Genomic DNA, 22,202 nt, shown 5'->3' on the forward strand with positions numbered 1-22,202 from the left:
CGTTCAGCCTCAGCGCAGCAACGCGATGCCCGCCTGGCCGATGCCGGCGAAGATCAGCGCCCACATGATGATCGAGACGATCTGCCAGAAGATGACCGCGTTGCGGTTGGCGCCGAACGAGACCATCATTCCCGAGGTGATCTGGCTGGGCAGCACGGTCTGCCCCAGCAGGCTGACGCCGGGTACTCCGAATCGGTCGAACATGCGCTTGACCTTCTGGCGGCGCGCTGAGGGTTCGGGCAGTTCCTCGCCCTGCGCCCTGCGGGCCAGGACCTTCTGCCGTGCGGTCGCGGCGACGAAGACGAAGGCGAGCATCGAGAGGGTGTTGCCGATGACGGCGGCGGCGACCGCGATGGGCAGGGGTACGCCGGCGACGACACCGATCAGGGTGCCGAAGTACGACTCGATGAACGGAATCGCCGCGGCGAGCATCACACCCGCCCACTGCAGCCAGGTGGGAAGGGACTGGGTGAAATCGACGAGCGCTTCGCTCATGACGGCCTCCGGAAGTGTAAAGCGTACTTGACGTGACAAGTGTGCTTGACACGAGTGGGCCCTGTCAAGCTCGCTTTACACAGGTGTGTCTCCTGTCCTACGGTTGACACGTGCGCAGCCGTGTCAAAGAGCTCAGAACCCAGCAGGGGCTGTCTCAGCAGGCGCTCGCGAGCGCCGTCGGCGTCTCGCGGCAGACGATCAATGCCATCGAGACGGGCCGTTACGACCCGTCGCTGACGCTCGCCGTGCACCTCGCCCGCCATTTCGGATCGACTGTGGAAGAGGTCTTCGATGTCGATGGATGACCCCGGCTCGACTCAGGCGACGTCTGCCAGGAAAAGCCGACGCTGGCCGCTCTCGCCGCACAACACCATCCTGGTGGCGGGCTGCCTGATCGCCGCGGTGGTGTGCTTCATTCTGGGGCAGACGTACATCGGCGTAGTGGTGACGCTGGCGGCCATCGCCGCCGGCGTCGGGGCTGTGTTCGCACGTCGAGGTCGCGCCGGCGACCTCGAACGGATCAACGCCCTGGAATACGCCGACGAGAGAGACCGTGCGGCAGCCACCAAGGCCCTCGCCGCCGTGGGCGTGCTCGCCCTGGTGCTCGCGCTCGTGCAGCTGATCGTGCTGGTCATCATCGAAGCCGATCCGCTGACCCGTCTGCTCAGTGCCGGGCTGGTTCTCGCGCTGTCGTTCGGGTGGCTGTTCGCCAACTGGTACTTCGTGCGCCGCGGATGAGCCCGCGCAGATCGTGCTCTAATCGACGGATGCCGATCACACTCGCCGTCCCGTCGCTGTCACTCTTCGACCCCTGGGCCGAAGCCGTCACCGAGTACGGTGACGTGCACATCCACGGCGCGGGTCTCGAGCGCGGCACCGTGCCCGATCAGCAGGCCTGCGAGGACTTCGTGGCCAAGGCCGAGCTGTACGCGCGCCCGGGCGCGGAGCTCCCCGAGGGGCACGTGCCCTGCGAGTACTTCTGGATCACGGATGGCCCCGACGTCATCGGCTTCATCGCGTTCCGTCGTGAGTTGAACGACTGGCTGCGCACCTACGCCGGCCACATCGGGTACTCGGTACGGCCGTCCCGGCGTCGCGAGGGCGTCGCCGGCGCCGCGCTCGGCCTCGTCCTCGATCGCGCGCGCGAACAGGGCTACGACCGCGTCATGCTCACCGGCGACGACGATAACGTCGGTTCGGCGCGCACCATCGAGGGCGCCGGCGGCGAGCACGTCGACACGATCGACGGACCGGATGCCGGACACGGTCCCATGCGCCAGTACTGGATCACGCTGTAGGCGGCACTCCCGCGGCCGCCGGCCGCACACAGACGCGCCGCGTGGGGCAGAGTGGAGCCATGACCCTGCTGCGTCTCGCGAAGCGGTATCCGATCCTCACCGGAGGACTGATCGCCACTCTCGCCGTCATCGTGCTGTCGCTGGCCGCTCTGCCCGAGCCGGCGCGCTGGATCGCGACGATCGTCGTCATCGCGGTGATCGTCTGGACGGCGTGGGGGATGCTGAAGGACATCCTGCGCGGGCACTTCGGCCTCGACGTGCTCGCCCTCATCGCCATGATCGCGACCCTGGTGGTCGGCGAGTACATCGCCTCCCTGGTGATCGTGCTGATGCTCTCTGGCGGCGAGGCGCTCGAGGACTACGCTCAGCGGCGCGCTGCGCGTGACCTCACGGCGCTGCTCGATCGTTCGCCGCAAATCGCACACGTGCTGGATGCCGCGCAGTCCGACCCGCGCGACGTCCCGGTCGACCAGGTCGAGCCCGGAATGGAGCTGCTGGTGCGGCCCTCCGAGATCGTGCCGGTCGACGGCGTGCTGCTGAGCGCCGAGTCGAGTTTCGATGAGTCGTCGCTCACCGGCGAGAGCGTCCCGGTGACGCGTCAGGCGGGTGAGGAGGTGCTCTCGGGCTCGGTGAACGGTTCCAACGCCGTACGCATCCGCGCGCTGCGCCGCAGCGGTGACAGCCAGTACCAGCAGATCATCGCCCTTGTGCACGAGGCGCAACAGAGCAAGGCCCCGACCGTGCGCCTGGCCGACCGCTTCGCCATCCCGTTCACCCTCGTCTCACTCGCGATCGCCGGTGTCGCCTGGGCGCTCTCGGGCGACCCGCTGCGCTTCGCGCAGGTGCTGGTGCTCGCCACACCGTGCCCCCTGCTGATCGCCGCGCCGGTCGCCTTCCTCGGCGGACTCTCGCGCACCGCGAAGGAGGGCGTGATCGTCAAGGGCGGCGCGGTGCTCGAACAGCTCGCCCGCGTGCGCTCGGTGGCCTTCGACAAGACCGGCACGCTCACGCAGGGCCGCCCCGAGCTGATCGAGGTCCGTCCGGCCGGAGGCATGGATGCCGACGAACTGCTGCGATTGTCAGCATCCGCAGAGCAGTACTCCAGCCACGTCCTCGCCGAAGGTGTGCGCCGGGCTGCAGCCGAGCGGGGGCTGGCGCTCGCGCCGGCCGAGCACGCCGAGGAGGTCGCGACCAACGGCGTGACCGCCGTCATCGAGCAGCGCACCGTCGTCGTCGGCAAGCCGGCCTACGTCGCCTCACTCGCCCCCGACACCGTGCGCACCCCGCTGGTTTCGGGTCAGCTCGCCGCCTACGTCGCCGTCGACGGTCGGTTCGCCGGTGCGCTCGTGCTCGCCGATGCCGTGCGGCCCGAGGCCGGTGACGTCGTCGCCGGGTTGCGCGAGCACGGCGTGCAGCGCATCGCCATGCTCACCGGGGACGCCGAGGCGACGGCATCCGCGATCGCTGCGCCCCTGGGCGTGACCGAGGTGCACGCCGAGCTGCTGCCGGCGCAGAAGGTGGCGCTCGCCGCCGACATGGCGCCGCGGCCCATGCTCATGATCGGCGACGGGGTCAACGACGCGCCCGTGCTGGCGGCGGCGGACGTCGGCATCGCGATGGGCGCGCGCGGTTCGACGGCCGCGGGTGAGGCGGCGGATGCCGTCGTGCTGAAGGACTCGCTCGAGCCTGTGCTGCGTGCGGCTGAGGTCGGTCGGCATACCCTGAACGTCGCGTACGCGGCGATCTGGATCGGCATCGTCCTCAGCGTCGGACTCATGCTGATCGCGACGACCGGCGTGATCCCGGCCGTCGCCGGCGCATTCATCCAGGAGTTCGTCGATCTCGCGACGATCCTCTACGCGTTGCGCGCCCTCACCGGCCCGAAACGCCGGGCCTCTGTCGCGCCGGTCGCCTCTCCGCGGCCTGTCGCGGCGCCGTAGGCATCCGGGTGCCGGTGCCGGTGCCGTCATCCGGCCTCCGGCCTCGGCGCGCGTCACTGAGAACAGGACGGTTGCCGAGAACAGGCTGGTTCTGTGGGAATCGTCCTGTTCTCAGTGACGGGGTGACGGGGTGGGTTGCTGTTGTGAGGCCCCGGCGTGCGCGCGTCACTGAGAACAGGCTCGTTGCCGAGAACAGGCTGGTTTCCGAGAAAAGAGCCTGTTCTCGGGAACCGTCCTGTTCTGGTTAGCGGCGCGGGAGCGGCGCAGGCGAGGGAGCGGCGCCAGGTGCGGCGCAGGGCCGGGAAAGCCGCTGGACCGGATGCTGTCAGCCGGCGACCCGCGCGGCGATGTCGTGCCGGTAGTGGGCGCCGTCCAGTGCGATGCGGCCGATGGCCTCGTACGCCCGCGCGCGGGCATCCGCAAAGTCCGACCCGGTGGCGACGACGTTCAGCACACGTCCACCCGTCGCGACCAGCGAGCCACCCGGCGCGTCCGGCGCGCCGGTCGCGGCGTGCACGAGCGTGACGCCCTCGACGGCCGCCGCCTCGGCGAGGCCCTCGATCAGGCGCCCCGTCTGCGGTGCCTCGGGGTAGCCCTCGCTGGCAAGCACGACCGTGATCGCCACGTCGTCGGAGAACTCCGGCATCGGCTCGTCCTCGAGGTGGCCGGATGCCGCCGCGAGCAGCAGGCGCGAGAGCGGCGTGCGCAGCCGCGGCAGCACGACCTGCGTCTCGGGGTCGCCGAAACGGGCGTTGAACTCGATCACGCGCACACCGGCGGGAGTCAGGATCAGGCCCGCGTAGAGCAGGCCGATGAAGGGTGTGCCCTCGGCGTCGAGCTGGCGGATCACCGGCATCGCGACGGTCTCGGTCACCTGCGCGACGAACTCGTCGACGCCGCCGAAGTCCTCGGACAGCCACGGCAGCGGCGAGTATGCACCCATGCCGCCGGTGTTCGGGCCGCCGTCGCCGTCGAGTGCGCGCTTGAAGTCCTGCGCGGGGCTGAGCGGGCGCACGGTGTCGCCGTCGCTGAGGAAGAACAGCGACACCTCGGGTCCCGTCAGGAACTCCTCGACCAGCACCGGACCGCTCGGCAGGTACTGCTCGGCGTGGGCGAGCGCCGCGGCACGGTCGGCGGTGACGATCACGCCCTTGCCTGCGGCAAGGCCATCGGCCTTCACCACGTACGGTGCGCCGAACTCGTCGAATGCGGCTTCGACCTCGGCGGCGGATGCTGCGCGCACCGCGCGCCCGGTCGGCACGCCTGCGGCATCCATGATCCGCTTCGCGAACGCCTTCGATCCCTCAAGCTGTGCGGCCGCCTTGCCCGGGCCGAAGACCGGGATGCCGCGCTCGCGCAGCACATCGGCCACGCCCGCGACCAGCGGCGCCTCGGGGCCGACGACGACCAGGTCGATGCCGTGCTCGTTGGCGAACGACGCCACGGCCGAACCGTCGAGGGCATCCACGTCGACGAGGGTCGCGTCCTGCGCGATCCCGGCGTTGCCGGGTGCGGCGAAGATCTCGTGCTCGGCCTCTTCCGACCGCAGGGACAGGATGATCGCGTGCTCGCGCGCGCCGGAACCGAGGACCAGGATCTTCATGCGGCCAGCCTACCGGCGGTCGCGTGCGGGCATCCGCCGTGTTCCGGTCGCAGTTCTGCACGCGTCTCGGCGCGGCGTCGCCACTCCGGTCGCAATTTCTCCCGCATCGAGCCGGGTGATGCGGGAGAAACTGCGACCGGAACACGGCGTACGGATGCCCTGCGCGCCGACGCCCCGCGCGTCAGCCGACGTCGGACGGCGAGACGGGGCGCTCGTGCGCCCGGTCCCAGGGCAACGCCCAGCCGGTCGCATCGAACAGGGCGTCGAGGATGCCCGCCGTGAACCCCCAAACCACGGTGCCGTCGATGTCGAACGCCGGCCCGCGATAGGTCTGCCCTCCGCGAGTGAGCGTGGCGGTGTAGCGGCTGGCGGGATCGAGCATCTGCGCCACCGGCACCCGGAACACATCCACGGTCTCGGCGTGATCGACTGCGGCCACCCGAGACGGGCGCCGCCACCAGCCCAGCACCGGCGTCACCAGGTAGTTGCTCACCGCGAGGGGGATCTCGGGAAGCGCCCCCAGCACCTCGACGCCGTGCGGGTCGAGGCCGGTCTCTTCCTCGGCCTCGCGCAGCGCTGTGGCTACGACGTCGGCATCGCCGTCGTCCTGCCTCCCGCCGGGAAAGGACACCTGCCCAGGATGCGACGACAGCGTCGCCGCGCGCCGTTGCAGCAGCACGTCGAGATCGGCCGGGACCGTCAGCTCGTCGCTGCGCGCGGGGATGCTGTCGAGCCGGCCGAACAGCACCAGCACCGATGCCGGGAGCGGGTTCACGGTGTCGAAGGGGAAGGACGGCAGCCAGTCCGCGCGACGCGTCACGGCGAGCAGGTCGTCCCTGGCGCTGCGGATCGTCTCGGCGGAAGCACTCATCGAGGTCGAGCCTATGCCTGGCACGCGAGGCGGTGCACGGAACTCCGGAGAAACCTGCCAGCAGGGTGCAGAACCGGGCTGTTCGCCCGGCCGCAGCCAGAAATCTCCGGAGTTGCGAACGGCGTAGCCTGAAGACATGGCCGGGCGAAAGATCGACGTCGGGGCGGGGCGCGACGCGCTGGCCGCCGTGAGCTCTGGTGCCGCGGCGCGGCCGCAGCTTGCGACCGCTGTGCGGTACCTGTTGCAGCTTCTTGACGAGAAGGCGCCCGGCAACAGCGTCGAGGTGCGGGTTCCGCCGTTCGGTGCGGTGCAGGTCGTGCAGGGGCCGCGCCACACGCGCGGCACACCCCCGAACGTGGTCGAGATGGACGCATCCACCTGGATCGGCGTCGCCACCGGGGCACAACAGTGGGCGCATGCTATCGCCGCGGGTCGCATCGTCGCCTCGGGCACCCGCGCCGACATCTCTGCGCTGCTGCCGCTGCGCCCCTGAGAGCCCCTATGGTGTGAGGCATGAAGCGGATCATCGGTGGCGTGCTCGCCATCATCGGAGCAATGGCGCTCGCGGGATGCTCGAGCGCGACGGCGACACCGGACGAGCTGCAGCAGTGGATGGATGATCAGCACGCGGCATCCGGTGACGCGAAGGCGCGCGTGACGGCCTTGGCTCTCGTGCCTAGTGCCGACTCCACGCTCGATGACCTCGGCGAACAGTTCCGCGTCGAATTCGAGGAGCCCGAGCAACTCACGGAGTTCGAGTTCTCCTGTTTCGGGGCCGAGACCATGGACGTGAGCGTGTATATGCACACGGAAGCCGGAATCGTCGGTACAGCGGCGGTCGACGTGCTCTGCAGTGATGGCCCGAAGACGTTGAATCCCGGCATTGGCGATGCCACTGTGCATGCCGTGACCGCCTCGGCCTTCAGCGACGGCGGCGCCGGTGCCTGGTCGCTGGCTGTCCGCTGAACACCCCGCCCATAGCGTCGCCGTGGGAGAATGAGGGCATGTCCCGCCATTCCACGCCTGAGACCGTCGAGGCCACGGTTCGTCCCGTCCCGCGCTACGGCGTGTTCATCGGCATCGGGGTCGTGCTCGGCATCATCGCCGCGGGCATCCTGACGGCGATGGGCAGCTACGAGCCTTCGCGGACGCTCGATGTCGTCTACCCTCCGGGTCAGGTCTTCGGGTTCGCGCTGCTGTGGATGATGCCGATCGGTATCGCTCTCGGCGGGGCCGTCGCCCTCATCCTGGATCGAGTCGCGCGTCGTCACGCCCGTGTCGTGCGGGTCGAGCACGAGCGGATCGCCGAAGTGGACGACGACGCGGCCTGACCCACCGGTCAGGCAAGCTCGCTGATCACCGGGCGCATCGCCGCGTCGAATGCGACCACGTCGCGTCGCAGCCCGTCGGTGACGGCCACGCTCAGAGCGCCGATCCACCAGATCCCACGCTGCGTGAATGGCAGCACCTGCACGTTCAGTTCGAACGAGTGGGCGCGGCGTCCGACTTCGCGTTCGAACTCTGCGATCGCACTGGCATAGGCGCGGTAGGCGCCGCCCGATGAGCTGACTGAGTCGACATACCGGTTGTGGGTGCTCTGCGCGTACCGCAGGGCCGTGTCGGCGTGCGGGGCGATGGCGCGGCGCAGTTCTTCGGCTCCGGTGGTGGGCAGCGCGACGAGTGTGTCGAAACCGTCGACGAGGTCGAGCGGCACCTCGGATCGATGTGCGCGCGGCTCGACGGTCATATCCCAGTAGTCGCGCCACTGCGCCTCGAGCGCATCGTCGACGTCGGCGGCCTCGGGAGGACGGACGGCGAGTCCGCGCAGGGCCGGTAGGTCGGACGGTTCGCGGATGCCGATCAGCTGGCGCAGTGCGAGCGCGACGAGCACCGATGTGCCGGCGTCTTCGCGAATCAGCCACTGCGGCTTGTCGACCATGGCCCCATCGTAGGGTGATCACCCCTCGCATATGGGGGTTGATCGGTCAAAGGGCCCGCAGAACGACTCGTCAGGGGTGCAGGTCAGCGGCGGCGGGACAGGATGCGGCGGCGCAGACGTTCTCTGCTGCGCGACGGTGGACGGGTGGCATCCACCAGCGCCTGCCGGGCGGCGGCGAGCGTCGGGTAGCTGCCGATCCGGCGGCTGTGACGGTCGTGCACCACATGGGTGCTGTTGTCGACGGTGACGAAGCCGGCGAACTCGCCGCTGTTCGTCGCCACGAACACGTCGTGGTCTGCCTGGCGCCATGCCAGGTCTGCGGATGTAGGGATGGGGTTGCTTTCGATGGGCGCGCCGGAGCGCGCGGAAGTGTCGGTACTGCTCATGTCTCTTGATTCGTGTGCGGGCGGCAGGTTGCCACCGTCATGCGGCCTGGGCGAGCGGATCCGCTTCGGTGCGGTTCCGGCCTTCACGGCCCCGGCCGGGGTGTGCGCTGCGCCGGTGAGATGCGGCGAAACATTGCGCAACCGTCTACTTTAGCAGATCTCGGCGCGGCGTCGGATGCTGCCGGTGAACGCCGGGTGACTTCCGACCTGAGATGTCCCTGCGGGCCGGTAGGCTGTTGCCGTGGCAGAATCCTCCACCAATCCCTACGCCCAAGCCGGTGTCGACACCGCTGCCGGTGACCTCGCCGTCGAACTCATGAAGGCCTCGGTGCGCGCCACCCACGGGCCCGAGGTGCTCGGTGGTGTCGGCGGCTTCGCCGGCATGTTCGACGCCAGCGCCCTGCTCGGCTACCGCCGCCCGCTGCTGGCATCCAGCACCGACGGTGTCGGCACGAAGGTCGCGATCGCGCAGGCCATCGACAAGCACGACACGATCGGGCAAGACCTGGTCGGCATGGTCGTCGACGACATCGTGGTGGTGGGTGCGAAGCCGCTGTTCATGACCGACTACATCGCGTGCGGCAAGGTCGTTCCCGAGCGCATCGCCGACATCGTCCGCGGTATCGCCGAGGCCTGCTCGGCGACCGGTACCGCGTTGGTCGGGGGAGAGACGGCAGAGCACCCGGGGCTGCTCGGCCCGCGCGACTACGACGTCGCGGGCGCCGCGACGGGAGTCGTCGAGGCGGATGCTGTGCTCGGGGCCGACCTGGTGCGCGACGGTGACGCCGTCATCGCGCTCGCCTCGAGCGGTCTGCACTCCAACGGGTACTCGCTGGTGCGTCACATCGTCGCGAATGCCGGCATCGGTTACGGCGACACCGCCGCCGACTTCGGCACGACCTGGGGCGAGGCCCTGCTCGAGCCGACGCGCCTGTACACGACACCGCTGCTGAAGCTCATCGAGAACCTTCCGGCGGGTAGCATCCACTCGCTGAGCCACGTGACCGGCGGCGGCATCGCGGCCAACCTCGCCCGTGTGCTCCCGCAGGGCAGCTGGGCCGACGTCGACCGGTCGACCTGGTCGCCGAGCCCGGTGTTCCGCGTGCTCGCCGACATCGCCGGCACGCCCATCGTCGACACCGAGGGCACCTGGAACCTGGGCATCGGGTTCCTCGCCGTCGTCGCGGCCGAGCACAAGGACGCCGCGATCGCGAACATCGAGGCCCAGGGCATCCCCGCCTGGCAGGTCGCGACGGTGCACACCGGCGCGCGCCCCGAGGGCGAGTACGAAGAAGGCGCCAAGGGCGTCGACGGTGGAGCGGTGCGCCTCGTGGGTGCATACGCCGAGACCGCTCACTGACAGAACGGATGAAGTAACACTCCATGTGCGGCATCGTCGGAATGGTCGGAAACGGCCCCGTCAACCAGGACATCTACGACGCCCTGCTGCTGCTGCAGCATCGCGGTCAGGACGCCACCGGCATCGCGACAGTCGAGTCGAGCGGCGTCATGCACATGGCGAAGGCCTCGGGCATGGTGCGCGAGGCGTTCCGTACGCGCGATATGCGCGCGCTGCTCGGTAATGTCGGCCTCGGGCACGTGCGCTATGCCACCAAGGGCACGGCCTCCAACGAAGAAGAGATGCAGCCGTTCTACGTGAACGCGCCGTACGGCATTGTGCTCATCCACAACGGCAACCTCACCAACACGCGTGAGCTCACTGCCGACATGGCCTACCGCGACCGTCGGCACCTGAACTCGTCCAGCGACACCGAGCTGCTGCTGAACGTGCTGGCCGGCGAACTTCAGACCTCGACTTCGACCGTCGACCTCGACCCGGATCGCATCTTCGACGCCGTCGAGCGCACGCACGCGCGCATCGAGGGCGCGTACGCGGTCATCGCGATCATCGCCGGCTACGGTCTGCTCGCGTTCCGCGATCCGTTCGGCATCCGCCCGCTCATCCTCGGCCGACGCACGAGCGCGGCGCCGGGCGATGCCGATGAGTGGGTCGTCACCAGCGAGTCGCTGGTGCTCGAGAACGCCGACTACGAGATCGTGCGCGAGGTCGCCCCCGGCGAAGCCGTGTTCATCTCGAACGACGGTGAGCTGTCGACCCGCCAGTGCGCGAAGCAGACGCAGCTCACGCCGTGCGCGTTCGAGTACGTCTATCTCGCCCGTCCCGACTCGGTCATGAACGGCGTCTCGGTCTACGAGTCGCGCCTGCGGATGGGCGACAAGCTGGCCGACACGATCGCCAAGCACGTGCCGCTCGACGAGATCGACGTGGTCATGCCGATTCCCGACTCGTCGCGTCCGGCGGCGATGGAGGTGGCCCGCAAGCTCGGCAAGGAATACCGCGAGGGCTTCTACAAGAACCGCTACGTCGGTCGCACCTTCATCATGCCCGGGCAGGCGGTGCGCAAGAAGAGCGTGCGGCAGAAGCTGAACGCGATGTCGACCGAGTTCCGCGGCAAGAACGTGCTGCTCATCGACGACTCGATCGTGCGCGGTACCACCAGCCAGCAGATCATCCAGATGGCGCGCGACGCCGGCGCCAAGTCGGTGATCTTCGCCTCGGCTGCGCCGCCGGTGCGCTACCCGCACGTGTACGGCATCAACATGCCCTCCAAGCACGAGCTGATTGCTCACGGGCGCACCATCCCCGAGATCGCCGAGGAACTCGGCGCCGATCGCATGGTCTACCAAGAGGTCGAAGACCTCAAGGCGGCGATCATCGAGGGCACCGATCTGACCGACCTCGACCTCAGCTGCTTCGACGGGCGCTACGTCACCGGAACCGTCACCGACGAGTACCTCGACTGGGTCGAGAAGTCCCAGACGTCATGACCCGGGTGAGTGCGCGCCCGCTCTGGCGGGGCCGCGCGCTCGCCATGCTGGGCATTGTGCTGTGCGCGTTCTCTCTGCGCTCGGCCGTGGCATCGCTGTCGCCGGTCATCGAACTGATCGGTGCCGACTTCACTGTGTCGCCCACGGTGCTCGGCATCATCGGCACGATTCCGCCGGTCTGCTTCGCGCTGTTCGGTCTGATCACTCCGATGCTCGAGCAGCGCTTGGGTATCGAACGGGTTGCCGTCATCGCTCTGCTGACGATCACGGCCGGTATCGTCTCGCGTGGGCTGGTGGGCGACTCGGTCGGGCTGCTCATGGCGACGGCACTGACGTTCGCCGGCGTCGGGATGGGCAACATTCTGCTGCCCCCGTTGGTGAAGAAGTACTTCCCCGATCGCATCGGGCTGATGATGACGTTGTACACCACGGCGATGTCGTTCTCGACGTTCCTACCGCCGATGGTGGCTGTGCCGGTGGCCGAGGCCACCGACTGGCGGTTCTCGCTGGCGATGTGGGGTGCGTTCGCTCTGGCCGGGGCCATTCCGTGGATGCTGATGCTGCTGCGCCCGGCGGATGACAGCATCCGCCACTCCACGCCGCAGGAGGCGCCGCGCACGGCGCCGGTGACCCGGCCGTCCTCGGGCGGCGACGAGCCGGCGCTGACCGGCCCGATCGCGACGGCGCCGGCCACACGGCGCATCTTCGGGCGGCTGCGGCGGATTCCGCTGGTGTGGGCGCTGGCGTTCACCTTCGGCACGTCATCGACGATGGCGTACGTCACCTTCGCGTGGATGCCGGTGATCCTCGTCGATCTGGCGGGAGTGAGCGCGGCGACCGCCGGGTTCCTGCTGTCGCTGTTCGCCACCGTGTCGTTGCCGGCATCGCTGCTGGTTCCGGTGCTCGTGGTGCGGTTCCAGGCGACGCGTCCGTTGTTCGCGTTCGGGTCGATCGGCGGGCTGATCGGTCTGATCGGACTGCTCCTGGCCCCGCTGCCGGGGCTGCTGCCGCTGTGGATGGTGCTGTTCGGCCTGGTCGGCGTGCTGTTCCCGTTGTCGCTGGTGCTCATCAGCATCCGCTCGCGCACGCCCGAGAGTGCCGTCGTACTGTCGAGTTTCGTGCAGAGCGTCGGCTACACGTTCGCCGCCGTCTTCCCGCTGCTGATCGGCGTGCTGCACGACCTGACGCATGCGTGGACGGTGCCGCTGCTGATCGTGGCCGGCGTGCTCGTCGTGACGTTCCCGGCCGGGATGATCGCCGGCAGGCGCGTCACGGTGGAGGACGAATGGGAGCGCCGGCACGGGAAGTGGTGAGGGCGATGCGGGCCGGGTCAGGCCCGGGCGCGCAGACGTCATCCGCAACAGGCTCTTTACCCAGTACAGGATGATTCGGAGCGATTCAGCCTGTTCTCGTCAACCGTCCTGTTCTCGTGCGCGGCAGGCAGACTTCAGTACTCCCGCGAGTGGCAACGACGAAACCCTGGTCGACGCAGCGGATGCTGGTCGCCAGGGTGTCTGTCGTGCACAGAAGCGGATCAGGCTCGCTCGAGCTCGTCCTCGTCTTCGTCTTCGTACATGTCGGCCCACTTGTCGACGTACTGGTCCTCGGACGAGGGATGCCCGAGTTCACTCTCCAAGGCGGAGAAATTCACATCCGGACTGTACGACTTGAGTTCGCGAGCAATCTTTGTGTGCTTCGCCTTCTGACGGCCACGGCCCATGCGCGAGACCCCCTTTTACGAGTTCAGCAGCGGGCGGTGCATGCCCGATGATATTCACGGCACCGGCTCGAGGCCGGTAAGAGTAGCATTCAGGATAGCACGCACGCCAGACCACCAGGCCGTCCTGCGGCCTTCGAGCGGAAGGATCGACATGACGGATTCCACGCCCGCAGCATCCGACGAGGCAGCACAGAACGCCGCCCTGCAGAAGGCGGTCATCGTCGGCCTGCAACCCGGCCAACCCGGGCACGTTCTCGATGAGGCAGTGAAGTACGCGAAGCTGCTCGGCTCGCCGCTCGTTGTGGTGCACGTCGACGTCACGCGGTTCGTGACGTACGAAGACCCCGACGGCTATGTGCACTCGGCGCCCATCGACCTGAACATCGACTCGGGCATCGCCGAGTTCGAAGAAGTGCAGCAGGCCGCCGAGCAGCTGTTGAAGAAGGCTGATGTCGTCTGGACCGCACGCCAGCTGGTGGGTGACCCTGCCCTGGCGATCAAGCAGCTCGCCGAGCGGCTCGATGCGCAGCTGATCGTCGTGGGTACGCGCAAGCGCGGCCTGGGGGAGTCGATCCGGGAGTTCTTCACCGGGTCGGTCGCGGCACGCCTGGCGCATCGGCAGCACCGCTCGGTGCTCGTCGTGCCGCAGGAGGAGCCTGTGCCCGACGACCAGGAAGACGTCTGGACCGAGTAGCCACGCCGCGCGCACTCGCGCCGACACCCCCAGTTCATGTCGAGACCCCCACGAATGGACGTCCATACGTGGGGGTCTCGACGATAGGTGGGGGTCTCGGCGGCAGGGGCCGGGCGCGACGCCGGGCCAGCCCAGACGCGGGCCCGACCCAGACGCGGGGTCAGTCCTGCGGCGGAGCGGCCAGGGCGCGGGTCACCGCGCGGGCCGCGTCGTCCAGTGCCTGCTCGAGGTCTGCGACGACGGATGCCGGCAGCGCGCCGCCCCGTGCCACATGGGTGCGCAGATCGGTGCGTACCTGTGCGCGGAAGGCGTTGATGGCAGCATCCGCCCGGCCCAGCTGCTCGCGGCTGGTGGTGCGCTCGTCGCTCATCGAGTCGGCGTGTGCGCGCTCCTTGGCATCCCGCTTCTCTTTCTGCGCGGCGGTGGCGAGGTCGGCGCGCAGGCTGCGCATCGCCTCTTGCACGCTGTGCCGCACCTCGCTGGCGATCAGGCGCACCGAGTCGGACAGCCCCTCTTCGATGCCCTCCAGCTCGCCCTCGCGGGCCGTGAGCTCGGCGCGGCCGGCGTCGGTGATCGCGTAGATCGTGGTGCGTCCGTCGACGGTCTTCGACACCAGGCCCTCTTCTTCGAGCTTCGCGAGTCGAGGGTAGATGGTGCCGGCGCTGGGGGTGTAGGTGCCACCGGTGCGGTCGGTGAGCGCCTGGATGATGCCGTAGCCGTGCTGCGGAGACTCGGCGAGCAGCGACAGCAGATACAGCCGCAGGTCGCCGTGCGAGAAGACCGCGGGGGTCATGATTCCCACTCCGCGTCGTCGGCGACCGACACCTGCGGGCGGCGCAGTACCGCGATCGATCCCGAGACCGAGTTGGCGCGCACGTCGACGAAGCTGCCGGCGAGCTCGCCCTTCTGTCCGGTGTAGGTGGCGGGGCCACCGCCCGAGCGCTCGATGCCGTCGACGGTGAGCTTGCCGCTCATGCTGCGCAGCACGTAGTTGGCGGGCAGGGTCTCGTCGAGGCGGATCCGGGTGGAGCCCGAGACGGTGTTCAGGTTGATGGTGTTCATGTCGCCGATGGCCTCGACGAGCACGTCACCCGAGACGGTGTCGACGGTTGCCTTGTGCATGGTGCCGGTGACGGCCATGTCGCCCGAGACGCTGTTGGCGTTGATCGAGCCGGTGAGCGCGCGCACCTGCACGTCGCCCGAGACGCTGTTGAGCGTCAGGTCGCCCGAGATGTTGTCGGCGATGATGTCGCCCGAGACGGTGTTCAGTCGCGCGTCGTTTCGGATGCCCGAGATCAGGGCTCCGGCACTGACGACGCCGAGGGTGAGGGCGATGCTGCGCGGTACGGCGATGCTGATCTCGGCCTTGGGGCCACCGGCACCGAAGTTGCGGAAGACGTCGAGGAAGTTGTCCCACCCGATCTGGGGGTGGTCGATCTCGACCTGGGTGCCGTCGGATTCGATGCGCAGGTCTTTGATGGTGACCCCGTGCACCTCGATGCGGATGCCGGGTTCGTCGTGCGCCACGACGTCGACCTGGCCGCCGACGAGCCCGACCTTGAGCCGGGACGCCGAGGCGATGTCGATGACGCGTTCCTCGCCGGGGGCGATGAGCCACTTCTCGGTCATGTCGTTCTCTCCTGAGTTCGGCGATATCGAGATATATCGCGTTGAAGCGAGAATAACACGATATATCTCGATTGCGCCTGGGGGTTTGCCGAGAAGGATTGACCTTGACGCAGCGTCAACTTCTAGCGTGGTCCTCAATGACGGAAGGGATGCCATGGACTGGTCGATCCAAGAGATCGCGCGACTCGCCGGAACCACGAGCAGAACGCTGCGGCACTACGACGACATCGGACTGCTCGCGCCGTCACGCGTCGCGCGCAACGGCTACCGCCACTATGACCGGGCGGCGCTCGTGCGCCTGCAGCGCATCCTGTTGCTGCGCGAGCTCGGGCTCGGACTGCCGCAGATCGCCGACGTGCTCGACCGCGGCGAATCCGAGGAAGGTGCGCTCGAAGCGCACCTGGCCTGGCTGCGCCAGGAACAGGAGCGGATGCTGCGGCAGATCGCTTCGGTCGAGAGCACCATTCACGCGTTGAGAGAAGGAGGGCCAATCATGGCCGAGAACATGTTCGACGGGTTCGACCACACCCGCTACAAGGACGAGGTCGAGCAGCGCTGGGGCAAGAACGCCTACGCGGCGGGTGATCGCTGGTGGCGCGGCATGAGTGCCGATGAGCGGCGGGAGTGGCAGCAGCGCGTCGCCGATCTGGCCGGTGACTGGGTGGCCGCGGCCGAGAGCGGGGTCGATCCGGCATCCGATGCCGCGCAGGACCTCGCGCGCCGTCATGTCGCATGGCTCATGAGTGTGCCCGGCACGCCGGCATCCGAGAACGGGGGTGACACGAAGGTGTACGTGCTCGGCCTCGCCGACATGTACGCCGCCGACCCGCGATTCGCGGCCAACTACGCCACCCGCGACGGCACCGCCGGTGCGGAGTTCGTGCGCGACGCCCTGCGTGTCTACGCCGAGGCGGCGCTGTAGTCCACATCGCGGGGGTGCGGGCGGCGTCCGCACCCCCGTCGTGCGCGTCTGATCGTGAGCGTTTGTGCAACGTGCGGGGCAGGGGCTAGCGTCGGATTGCTAAACGTTTCAGGTTCGATGAGGAGTCCGATGTCCATGCCCGAGTCCCGCCGCCCCAATGTGCTCGTGATCGTCTCGGACGACCACGGCTATGCCGACAGGTCCGCGCTCGGCGTCGACCCGGCGGTGCGCACGCCGTCACTTGACCGCCTGGCGGCCGAGGGTGTCACCTGCGACGAGGCCTACGTCACCGCGCCGGTGTGCTCCCCCTCGCGGGCCGGACTCATCGGCGGGGCCTATCAGCAGCGCTGGGGCGCGCACTGGTTCGACGACTCCGCCGTGCCGGGAGCCGACCACCTGACGGTCGCCGAGCGCCTGCGCGATGCCGGCTACCGCACCGGGTACTACGGCAAGGTGCACTACGGGGGCGAACGCGAGGGGGACCGCGGTACCCCGCCCCAGCATGGCTTCGAGGACTCGTTCTACGGCCTGGCCGGTCAGTCGATGGGGCGCCTGAACTACCTGCGCCATTCCGACGCCGCGGTCGCCGAGTACGGTGAGGCGACCCGCGCCATGGCCGTGCAACCCCTGTCGGCCAATGGCGAGCCGGTCGAGGTCGAGCGCTTTCTCACTGACGAGATCGCCGATCGTGCGGCGGCGTTCATCGCCGATGACGACGAGCGTCCCTTCTTCGCAACCGTCGCCTTCAACGCCGTGCACAACTTCTGCTGGCAGCTGCCGCCCGAAGAGCTCGAGGCGCGCGGGCTGCCCGCCTTCGAGGACTGGTACCCGGGCGCAGCCGAGTACCTCGACTGGTACGACGGTGCGATCAGCCCGAACCTGCCGAACGGACGCGAGTACTACCTTGCGCAGCTCGAGTTGATGGATGCCCAGATCGGCCGCCTGCTCGATCTGCTCGACGATCTCGGTATCGCCGAGGACACCATCGTCGTCTACACCACCGACAACGGCGGCTCGAACTGCAACTACGGCGTGAACACACCGCTGAGCGGGTCGAAGTACACGCTGCTCGAAGGGGGCATCCGCGTGCCCTTCCTGATGCGCTGGTCGGGGCAGCTGCCTGCGGGTGCGCACCGGCGGGGGCTGGTGAGTTCGATGGATATCGCCGGCACCGCCGTCGCCGTCGCCGGCGCCGACGACTCGGGCCTCGATGGGCGCGATCTGCGCGCCTTCCTGCGCGGCGAGGCGGATGCTGTGCGCGACGAGCTGCACTGGGACTGCCGCTGGCAGTGGGCCGTGCGGCAGGGGGACTGGAAGCTGCGGTACGTCGACGACGCGTCCGGGCACGCCGAGGAGATCCGCAGGACCGAGCACACCGAGCCCGGTGCCGGACTCTCGTTGGTGAACCTGCGGTCGGATGCTGTCGAGCAGCGCGATGTCGCCGCTGAGCACCCCGAGGTCGTCGAACGGCTCCAGGCTGCGCGCGCTGCCTGGCGTTCGCAGATGGACCTCGCCGGCGTCGGTCGCGGCTGAGGTCGCGGCCGAGTGTGTTGTGATCGTCGGGATGCTGTGATTACACTGCTGTTAATCGTTTAGATAAACGATTAACACGTATCCCGGCATCACAGCCCGACCCCAACAGATCCAAGGGAGGATCGCATGCGATCGACAGCATTGACCCGACGGGGAGGCACCGCACTCGCGGTGACCGCAGCCGCAGCACTCGCCCTCACCGGCTGCAGCAGCTCCGACGCCGGTAGCGCCGATCCGGACGAGAAGATCGTTCTCGAATACGGCATCTGGGACCAGAAGCAGGAGCCGGCGATGCAGGCGATCGCCGACGCGTTCACCGCCGAGAATCCCAACGTGTCGATCAAGCTCGTGACCACTCCGTACAAGGAGTACTTCACGAAGCTCCAGACCTCGGTCTCGGGCGGCGCGGCTCCCGACGTGTTCTGGATGAACGGCCCGAACTTCCAGCTGTACGCATCCAACGGTGTGATCGCACCGCTCGAGGGCGCTGACCTCGACCCCGCCGATTACCCCGAGGGGCTCGTTGACCTGTACACCTTCGACGGCGCCCTCTACGGTGCGCCGAAGGACTTCGACACCATCGGCCTCTGGTACAACAAGGAACTCTTCGACGAGGCGGGCGTCGCCTACCCCACGGCCGGTTGGACCTGGGATGACATGAAGGACGCCGCGGCCAAGCTGACCGACCCCGCCAAGGGCCAGTTCGGCATCGCTGCAGCGCAGGCGGGCCAGGAGAACTACTACAACTCGATCGCCCAGGCCGGCGGCGAGGTGATCAGTGCCGACGGCACCACCAGCGGCTACGGCACGCCCGAGGCGCTCGCCGGTATCGAGCTGTGGACCGACCTCATCGAGGCGGGCTCGTCGCCGACCGCGCAGCAGATGACCGATACCTCGGCGCAGGACTTCTTCCTGTCGGGCAAGGTCGCCATGTTCCAGAACGGCTCGTGGGCGGCGCACACCTACGCCGACAACGCCGACATCGCCGACAAGGTCGACGTCGCCCCGCTGGCCGCCGGCCCCGCGGGCAACCAGAGCGTGATCCACGGTCTGGCGAACGTCGTCAACGCCAAGGGCGACCACGTCGAGGCGGCTACCGAGTTCGCCGTCTTCGCCAGCAGCGAGGCCGCGGCCGACATCATGGCCGACTCGGGCACCGTGATCCCCGCATTCGACGGCAAGCAGCAGGTCTGGGTCGACGCGCTCCCGCAGTACAACCTGCAGGCGTACATCGACGCGCTCGACACGGCCGTCGCCTACCCGGCATCGCAGAACACCGCCGCCTGGACCAGTGTCGAGGGCGAGATCCTCTCCCAGGTCTGGGCGGGCAACGTCACCCCGGCAGATGGCCTGCAGGAGCTTGCATCGAAGATGCAGGCAGCCCTCGACTCCGAGTAAGGAACACAGCATGACCGACGTCGTCGCGCGCAGCGCCGACACGTCGACCGAGCGGATGCCGGAGGCGAAGACCTCCGGCATCCGCCGCCGTCGGCGCAATCCCGGTGCCTCACCCTGGTGGGCACTGGTCTTCATCGGCCCCACCGCACTGGGCCTGCTGGTGTTCTACCTGTGGCCCACCGTGCGCACCATGTTCATGTCGTTCACCGAGTCCGGACCCTTCGGTGGCTCGGAATGGGTGGGGCTTGCCAACTACGAGCGGCTGTTCCAGGACCCCGAACTGATCGGGGCGCTGCGCAACACCGCCATCTACACGGGCATCGCGCTCATCGGCATCCCCGTCGCCGTGGCGATCGCCGCGCTGCTGAACACCGCGGGCCTCAAGGGCCGCAGCGTCTATCGCACCCTGTACTTCATCCCCGTCGTCACGATGCCCGCCGCGATCGCGCTGGTCTGGCGCATGATCTACAACGGCGACTTCGGTGTGCTCAACACGATGCTCGGCTGGTTCGGCGTCGAGGGGCGCAGTTGGCTGACCGACCCGAGTACGGCGCTGGTCGCCATCGCGGTCGTCGGCATCTGGGCCGGCCTCGGGACGAACGTCGTGATCTTCCTCGCCGGGCTGCAGGGCATCCCGGACACGATCATGGAGGCCGCCGACCTCGACGGCGCCGGCCCTGTGCGCAAGTTCTTCTCGATCACCATCCCGCTGCTGTCGCCGAGCATCTTCTTCGTCTCGGTCATCAGCGTGATCGGCGCGCTGCAGGTCTTCGACCTGATCTACATGATGCTCGGGGTGAACAACCCGGCCATGCCGAACACCCGCACGATCGTCTACCTGTTCTACGAAGCCGGCTTCATCGACAACGAGCGCGGCTACGCGGCCGCGATCGCGTTCCTGTTGCTGCTGATCATCCTCGTCCTGACGGTCGTCCAGTTCCGTCTGCAGAAGAAGTGGGTGCACTATGAGTGAGATCTCGCTGGACACACGCGCCGTGGTCGACGCCTCCGGGGTCTCGCAGCAGGCGGGGCGCTCGCCGAAGAACCGCGGCGTCTGGATCGTGCACATCGTGCTGATCCTCGGCGCCGTGGTGATGGTGTTCCCGTTCATCTGGCAGACCCTGACCGCCTTCAAGACGTTCCAGGACTCGGTGCAGGTGCCGCCGGTGGTCATCCCCGACCCGTGGGTGTTCACTAACTTCGGCGAGGTCTTCGACTCGATGCCCTTCGCGCAGATGTTCACCAACTCGGTGCTGTTGACCATCGGCCGCACGGTCGGCCAGGTCGTGCTGTGCACCATGGCCGGCTACGCGTTCGCGCGCATCCCGTTCCCCGGTCGCAACGTCGTGTTCGTGCTGTTCCTGTCGGTGCTGATGGTGCCCTCGCAGCTGTACCTGCTGCCGCAGTACGAGATCATTCAGTCGCTCGGCTGGCTGAACACCCTGCAGGCGCTGATCGTGCCCGGCATCTTCAGCGCGTTCGGCACGTTCCTGATGCGGCAGTTCTTCATGTCACTGCCGGCGGAACTCGAAGAGGCGGCGCGGATCGACGGCGCAAACCCGTGGCAGACCTTCTGGCGCATCATGGTGCCGTTGGCCAAGCCCGGCATCGTCGCCTTGACGGTGTTCACCGTGCTGTGGTCGTGGAACGACCTGCTCTGGCCGCTGGTTGTCACCACCGATCCCGAGAAGATGCCCCTGTCGGTCGGTCTGGCGCAGCTCGTCGGACTGCACGGCACTGACTACCCTGTTCTGATGGCGGGAGCGCTGCTCGCGACCCTGCCGATGCTCGTGACCTTCATGATCCTGCAGAAGCAGTTCATTCAGGGCATCGCCTTCTCAGGATCGAAGGGGTAAACATGGCGGATTCTCTCAGCGCTGACGGAGTCTCGACGACACGTCGACGGCCGACTCTGCGGATGGTGGCCGAACGGGCCGGGGTGTCGACGGCGACCGTGTCGTACGTCTTCTCGGGCCGTGACGGGGTGTCCGGGGCCGGTGTGGCCCCGGACACCATCCGGCGCGTGCGAGAAGCCGCCGAACAGCTCAACTACCGGCCGAACCGCTCGGCGCGCGCCATGCGCACCGGGCGCACCGAGACGGTGCAGCTGGCCCTGCACATGCTGAGCGATCCGTGGGCGCTCGCGGTCGCCGACGCGGTCAACGCCGAGGCGAAGCAGCACGACCTGACGACGCTGATCCTCGCGGACGGCGACTGGCACGCGGCGCTCGATCGCATCGAGTGCGATGTGGCCTATCTCGATCAGGCTCCCGACACCGAGCCCGGTCGCCGTCACCTGGCAGACCTGGTCGAGCGCGGTCAGCGCCTGGTGGTGTTCTCGGAGACGCTCGAGCCCAACGGGTTCGATGTGATCCGCTCCGAGGCGCTGCCGGGCTGCGAACTGGCGATGGATCACCTGCTTGAGCGGCATGTCGAGATCGGCTGCCTGGCCGCCGAGAGCATGCTGGCCACCGATGACCGCTCCCGGTACAGCGTGTACCAGGAGAAGATGGCCGCGCACGGGTTGACGGTCGACCCGTCGTGGGTGCAGAGCTACACCACGACGCACGCGAGTGCGTTCGAGGCCGCGGTGGCGCTGCTGTCGTCGCCGCGGCGCCCGACCGCGGTGTACGCGACGACCGACTTCGCGGCCATCGCGGTGATCAACGCCGCCCACATGCTGGGCCTGCGCGTGCCGCACGACCTCGCGGTGACGGGTGTGGGCAACACGCCCCATGCGGCATCCGTCGCTCCCACGCTCACCACTGTCGGACCCACCGACTTCTACGCACGTCAGGCGAAGGTGATCGTCGACCGGGCCCTGGCCGACGACACCGACCCGACGCGCCTGCATGAATTCCCGTGGTCGCTGTTCCCCGGCGGCTCCACCGACCTCGACGCCCCGGGCGCGACACGGCTGTGAC

The 22,202-nt window shown here is 68.4% G+C and carries 25 protein-coding genes; 17 read left to right on the top strand and 8 right to left on the bottom strand.

Annotated features, from left to right (window positions below; all coding sequences use genetic code 11):
• Positions 1–9 precede the first annotated feature (9 nt).
• Positions 10–495 carry a hypothetical protein gene (locus PTQ19_RS01510; RefSeq protein ID WP_179409282.1) on the bottom strand — a complete coding sequence of 162 codons (486 nt, stop codon included), beginning with the start codon at positions 493–495 and terminating at the stop codon, positions 10–12.
• A gap of 110 nt (positions 496–605) precedes the next feature.
• Here PTQ19_RS01510 and PTQ19_RS01515 point away from each other — a divergent pair, with 110 nt between their 5' ends.
• From PTQ19_RS01515 to PTQ19_RS01530, 4 genes are read left to right on the top strand one after another with little or no spacing between them, the layout of a single operon-like run.
• Complete coding sequence (locus tag PTQ19_RS01515; protein ID WP_179409281.1) at positions 606–800, top strand: helix-turn-helix transcriptional regulator; 195 nt, start codon at positions 606–608, stop codon at positions 798–800.
• Positions 787–1,233 (top strand): hypothetical protein, encoded by a 447-nt coding sequence (locus PTQ19_RS01520; protein WP_179409280.1) that lies wholly within the window; start codon positions 787–789, stop codon positions 1,231–1,233. The genes PTQ19_RS01515 and PTQ19_RS01520 overlap by 14 nt, the downstream gene beginning before the upstream one ends.
• 29 nt (positions 1,234–1,262) lie before the next feature.
• Entirely contained in the window at positions 1,263–1,793 is a 531-nt protein-coding gene (locus PTQ19_RS01525) for a GNAT family N-acetyltransferase (protein ID WP_274368187.1), read from the top strand.
• A 59-nt stretch (positions 1,794–1,852) separates the two neighbouring features.
• Entirely contained in the window at positions 1,853–3,733 is a 1,881-nt protein-coding gene (locus tag PTQ19_RS01530; RefSeq protein ID WP_274368188.1) for a heavy metal translocating P-type ATPase, read from the top strand.
• Between the two features lie 325 nt (positions 3,734–4,058).
• Here the strand turns inward: PTQ19_RS01530 and purD are convergent, their stop codons facing one another.
• A complete protein-coding gene (purD, locus tag PTQ19_RS01535; protein ID WP_274368189.1) occupies positions 4,059–5,336 on the bottom strand; it encodes a phosphoribosylamine--glycine ligase in 1,278 nt (425 codons plus the stop codon).
• A 181-nt stretch (positions 5,337–5,517) separates the two neighbouring features.
• A complete protein-coding gene (locus tag PTQ19_RS01540) occupies positions 5,518–6,207 on the bottom strand; it encodes an NUDIX hydrolase (RefSeq protein ID WP_274368190.1) in 690 nt (229 codons plus the stop codon).
• 136 nt (positions 6,208–6,343) lie between these two features.
• Between PTQ19_RS01540 and PTQ19_RS01545 the strand changes: the two genes are divergently transcribed.
• The 3 genes from PTQ19_RS01545 to PTQ19_RS01555 are packed head-to-tail and all read left to right on the top strand — an operon-like array spanning position 6,344 to position 7,538.
• Entirely contained in the window at positions 6,344–6,700 is a 357-nt protein-coding gene (locus PTQ19_RS01545) for a sterol carrier family protein (RefSeq protein ID WP_274368191.1), read from the top strand.
• Positions 6,701–6,720: 20 nt separating this feature from the next.
• Complete coding sequence (locus PTQ19_RS01550; protein ID WP_274368192.1) at positions 6,721–7,173, top strand: hypothetical protein; 453 nt, start codon at positions 6,721–6,723, stop codon at positions 7,171–7,173.
• A gap of 38 nt (positions 7,174–7,211) precedes the next feature.
• A complete protein-coding gene (locus PTQ19_RS01555) occupies positions 7,212–7,538 on the top strand; it encodes a potassium transporter Trk (protein ID WP_274368193.1) in 327 nt (108 codons plus the stop codon).
• 8 nt (positions 7,539–7,546) lie between these two features.
• On the opposite strand, the gene PTQ19_RS01560 is transcribed toward PTQ19_RS01555, so the two are convergent.
• Both PTQ19_RS01560 and PTQ19_RS01565 read right to left on the bottom strand, forming a co-directional pair.
• Positions 7,547–8,146 (bottom strand): zinc-binding alcohol dehydrogenase, encoded by a 600-nt coding sequence (locus PTQ19_RS01560; protein ID WP_179409272.1) that lies wholly within the window; start codon positions 8,144–8,146, stop codon positions 7,547–7,549.
• Positions 8,147–8,229: 83 nt separating this feature from the next.
• Positions 8,230–8,532, bottom strand: a complete 303-nt coding sequence (locus PTQ19_RS01565) for a hypothetical protein (RefSeq protein ID WP_274368194.1) — start codon at positions 8,530–8,532, stop codon at positions 8,230–8,232.
• A gap of 241 nt (positions 8,533–8,773) precedes the next feature.
• Between PTQ19_RS01565 and purM the strand changes: the two genes are divergently transcribed.
• Genes purM through PTQ19_RS01580 form a run of 3 tightly spaced genes read left to right on the top strand, consistent with a single transcriptional unit; the run spans position 8,774 to position 12,695 of the window.
• Entirely contained in the window at positions 8,774–9,892 is a 1,119-nt protein-coding gene (purM, locus tag PTQ19_RS01570) for a phosphoribosylformylglycinamidine cyclo-ligase (RefSeq protein ID WP_274368195.1), read from the top strand.
• 23 nt (positions 9,893–9,915) lie between these two features.
• Positions 9,916–11,382 carry an amidophosphoribosyltransferase gene (gene purF / locus PTQ19_RS01575; RefSeq protein ID WP_179409269.1) on the top strand — a complete coding sequence of 489 codons (1,467 nt, stop codon included), beginning with the start codon at positions 9,916–9,918 and terminating at the stop codon, positions 11,380–11,382.
• Positions 11,379–12,695 (top strand): CynX/NimT family MFS transporter, encoded by a 1,317-nt coding sequence (locus tag PTQ19_RS01580; RefSeq protein WP_274368196.1) that lies wholly within the window; start codon positions 11,379–11,381, stop codon positions 12,693–12,695. Before purF ends, PTQ19_RS01580 begins: the two co-directional genes overlap by 4 nt.
• 221 nt (positions 12,696–12,916) lie before the next feature.
• Here PTQ19_RS01580 and PTQ19_RS01585 read toward each other — a convergent pair whose 3' ends face one another.
• On the bottom strand, positions 12,917–13,102 hold the full coding sequence (locus PTQ19_RS01585; RefSeq protein WP_179411688.1) for a DUF3073 domain-containing protein: 186 nt from the start codon (positions 13,100–13,102) through the stop codon (positions 12,917–12,919).
• A 151-nt stretch (positions 13,103–13,253) separates the two neighbouring features.
• Between PTQ19_RS01585 and PTQ19_RS01590 the strand changes: the two genes are divergently transcribed.
• A complete protein-coding gene (locus PTQ19_RS01590; RefSeq protein ID WP_206821202.1) occupies positions 13,254–13,796 on the top strand; it encodes a universal stress protein in 543 nt (180 codons plus the stop codon).
• A gap of 160 nt (positions 13,797–13,956) precedes the next feature.
• On the opposite strand, the gene PTQ19_RS01595 is transcribed toward PTQ19_RS01590, so the two are convergent.
• A complete protein-coding gene (locus tag PTQ19_RS01595; RefSeq protein ID WP_222445096.1) occupies positions 13,957–14,589 on the bottom strand; it encodes a PadR family transcriptional regulator in 633 nt (210 codons plus the stop codon).
• Positions 14,586–15,425, bottom strand: a complete 840-nt coding sequence (locus tag PTQ19_RS01600; RefSeq protein WP_274368197.1) for a DUF4097 family beta strand repeat-containing protein — start codon at positions 15,423–15,425, stop codon at positions 14,586–14,588. Before PTQ19_RS01600 ends, PTQ19_RS01595 begins: the two co-directional genes overlap by 4 nt.
• 154 nt (positions 15,426–15,579) lie before the next feature.
• Between PTQ19_RS01600 and PTQ19_RS01605 the strand changes: the two genes are divergently transcribed.
• From PTQ19_RS01605 to PTQ19_RS01630, 6 genes are all read left to right on the top strand, one after another.
• Positions 15,580–16,347: a MerR family transcriptional regulator gene (locus PTQ19_RS01605; RefSeq protein ID WP_274369012.1), complete on the top strand. Its 768-nt coding sequence runs from the start codon at positions 15,580–15,582 to the stop codon at positions 16,345–16,347.
• A 135-nt stretch (positions 16,348–16,482) separates the two neighbouring features.
• On the top strand, positions 16,483–17,880 hold the full coding sequence (locus PTQ19_RS01610) for a sulfatase family protein (RefSeq protein ID WP_274368198.1): 1,398 nt from the start codon (positions 16,483–16,485) through the stop codon (positions 17,878–17,880).
• Between the two features lie 126 nt (positions 17,881–18,006).
• A complete protein-coding gene (locus PTQ19_RS01615; RefSeq protein WP_206821200.1) occupies positions 18,007–19,278 on the top strand; it encodes an ABC transporter substrate-binding protein in 1,272 nt (423 codons plus the stop codon).
• Between the two features lie 10 nt (positions 19,279–19,288).
• On the top strand, positions 19,289–20,251 hold the full coding sequence (locus tag PTQ19_RS01620; protein ID WP_179409262.1) for a carbohydrate ABC transporter permease: 963 nt from the start codon (positions 19,289–19,291) through the stop codon (positions 20,249–20,251).
• Positions 20,244–21,134, top strand: coding sequence for a carbohydrate ABC transporter permease (locus PTQ19_RS01625; RefSeq protein WP_179409261.1), 891 nt, complete (start codon positions 20,244–20,246; stop codon positions 21,132–21,134). Before PTQ19_RS01620 ends, PTQ19_RS01625 begins: the two co-directional genes overlap by 8 nt.
• Before the next feature lie 2 nt (positions 21,135–21,136).
• Entirely contained in the window at positions 21,137–22,201 is a 1,065-nt protein-coding gene (locus PTQ19_RS01630) for a LacI family DNA-binding transcriptional regulator (protein ID WP_179409260.1), read from the top strand.
• Position 22,202 lies beyond the last annotated feature (1 nt).

Source organism: Microbacterium esteraromaticum, from assembly GCF_028747645.1.
In the GTDB taxonomy this organism is placed as follows: Bacteria; Actinomycetota; Actinomycetes; order Actinomycetales; family Microbacteriaceae; genus Microbacterium; species Microbacterium esteraromaticum_C.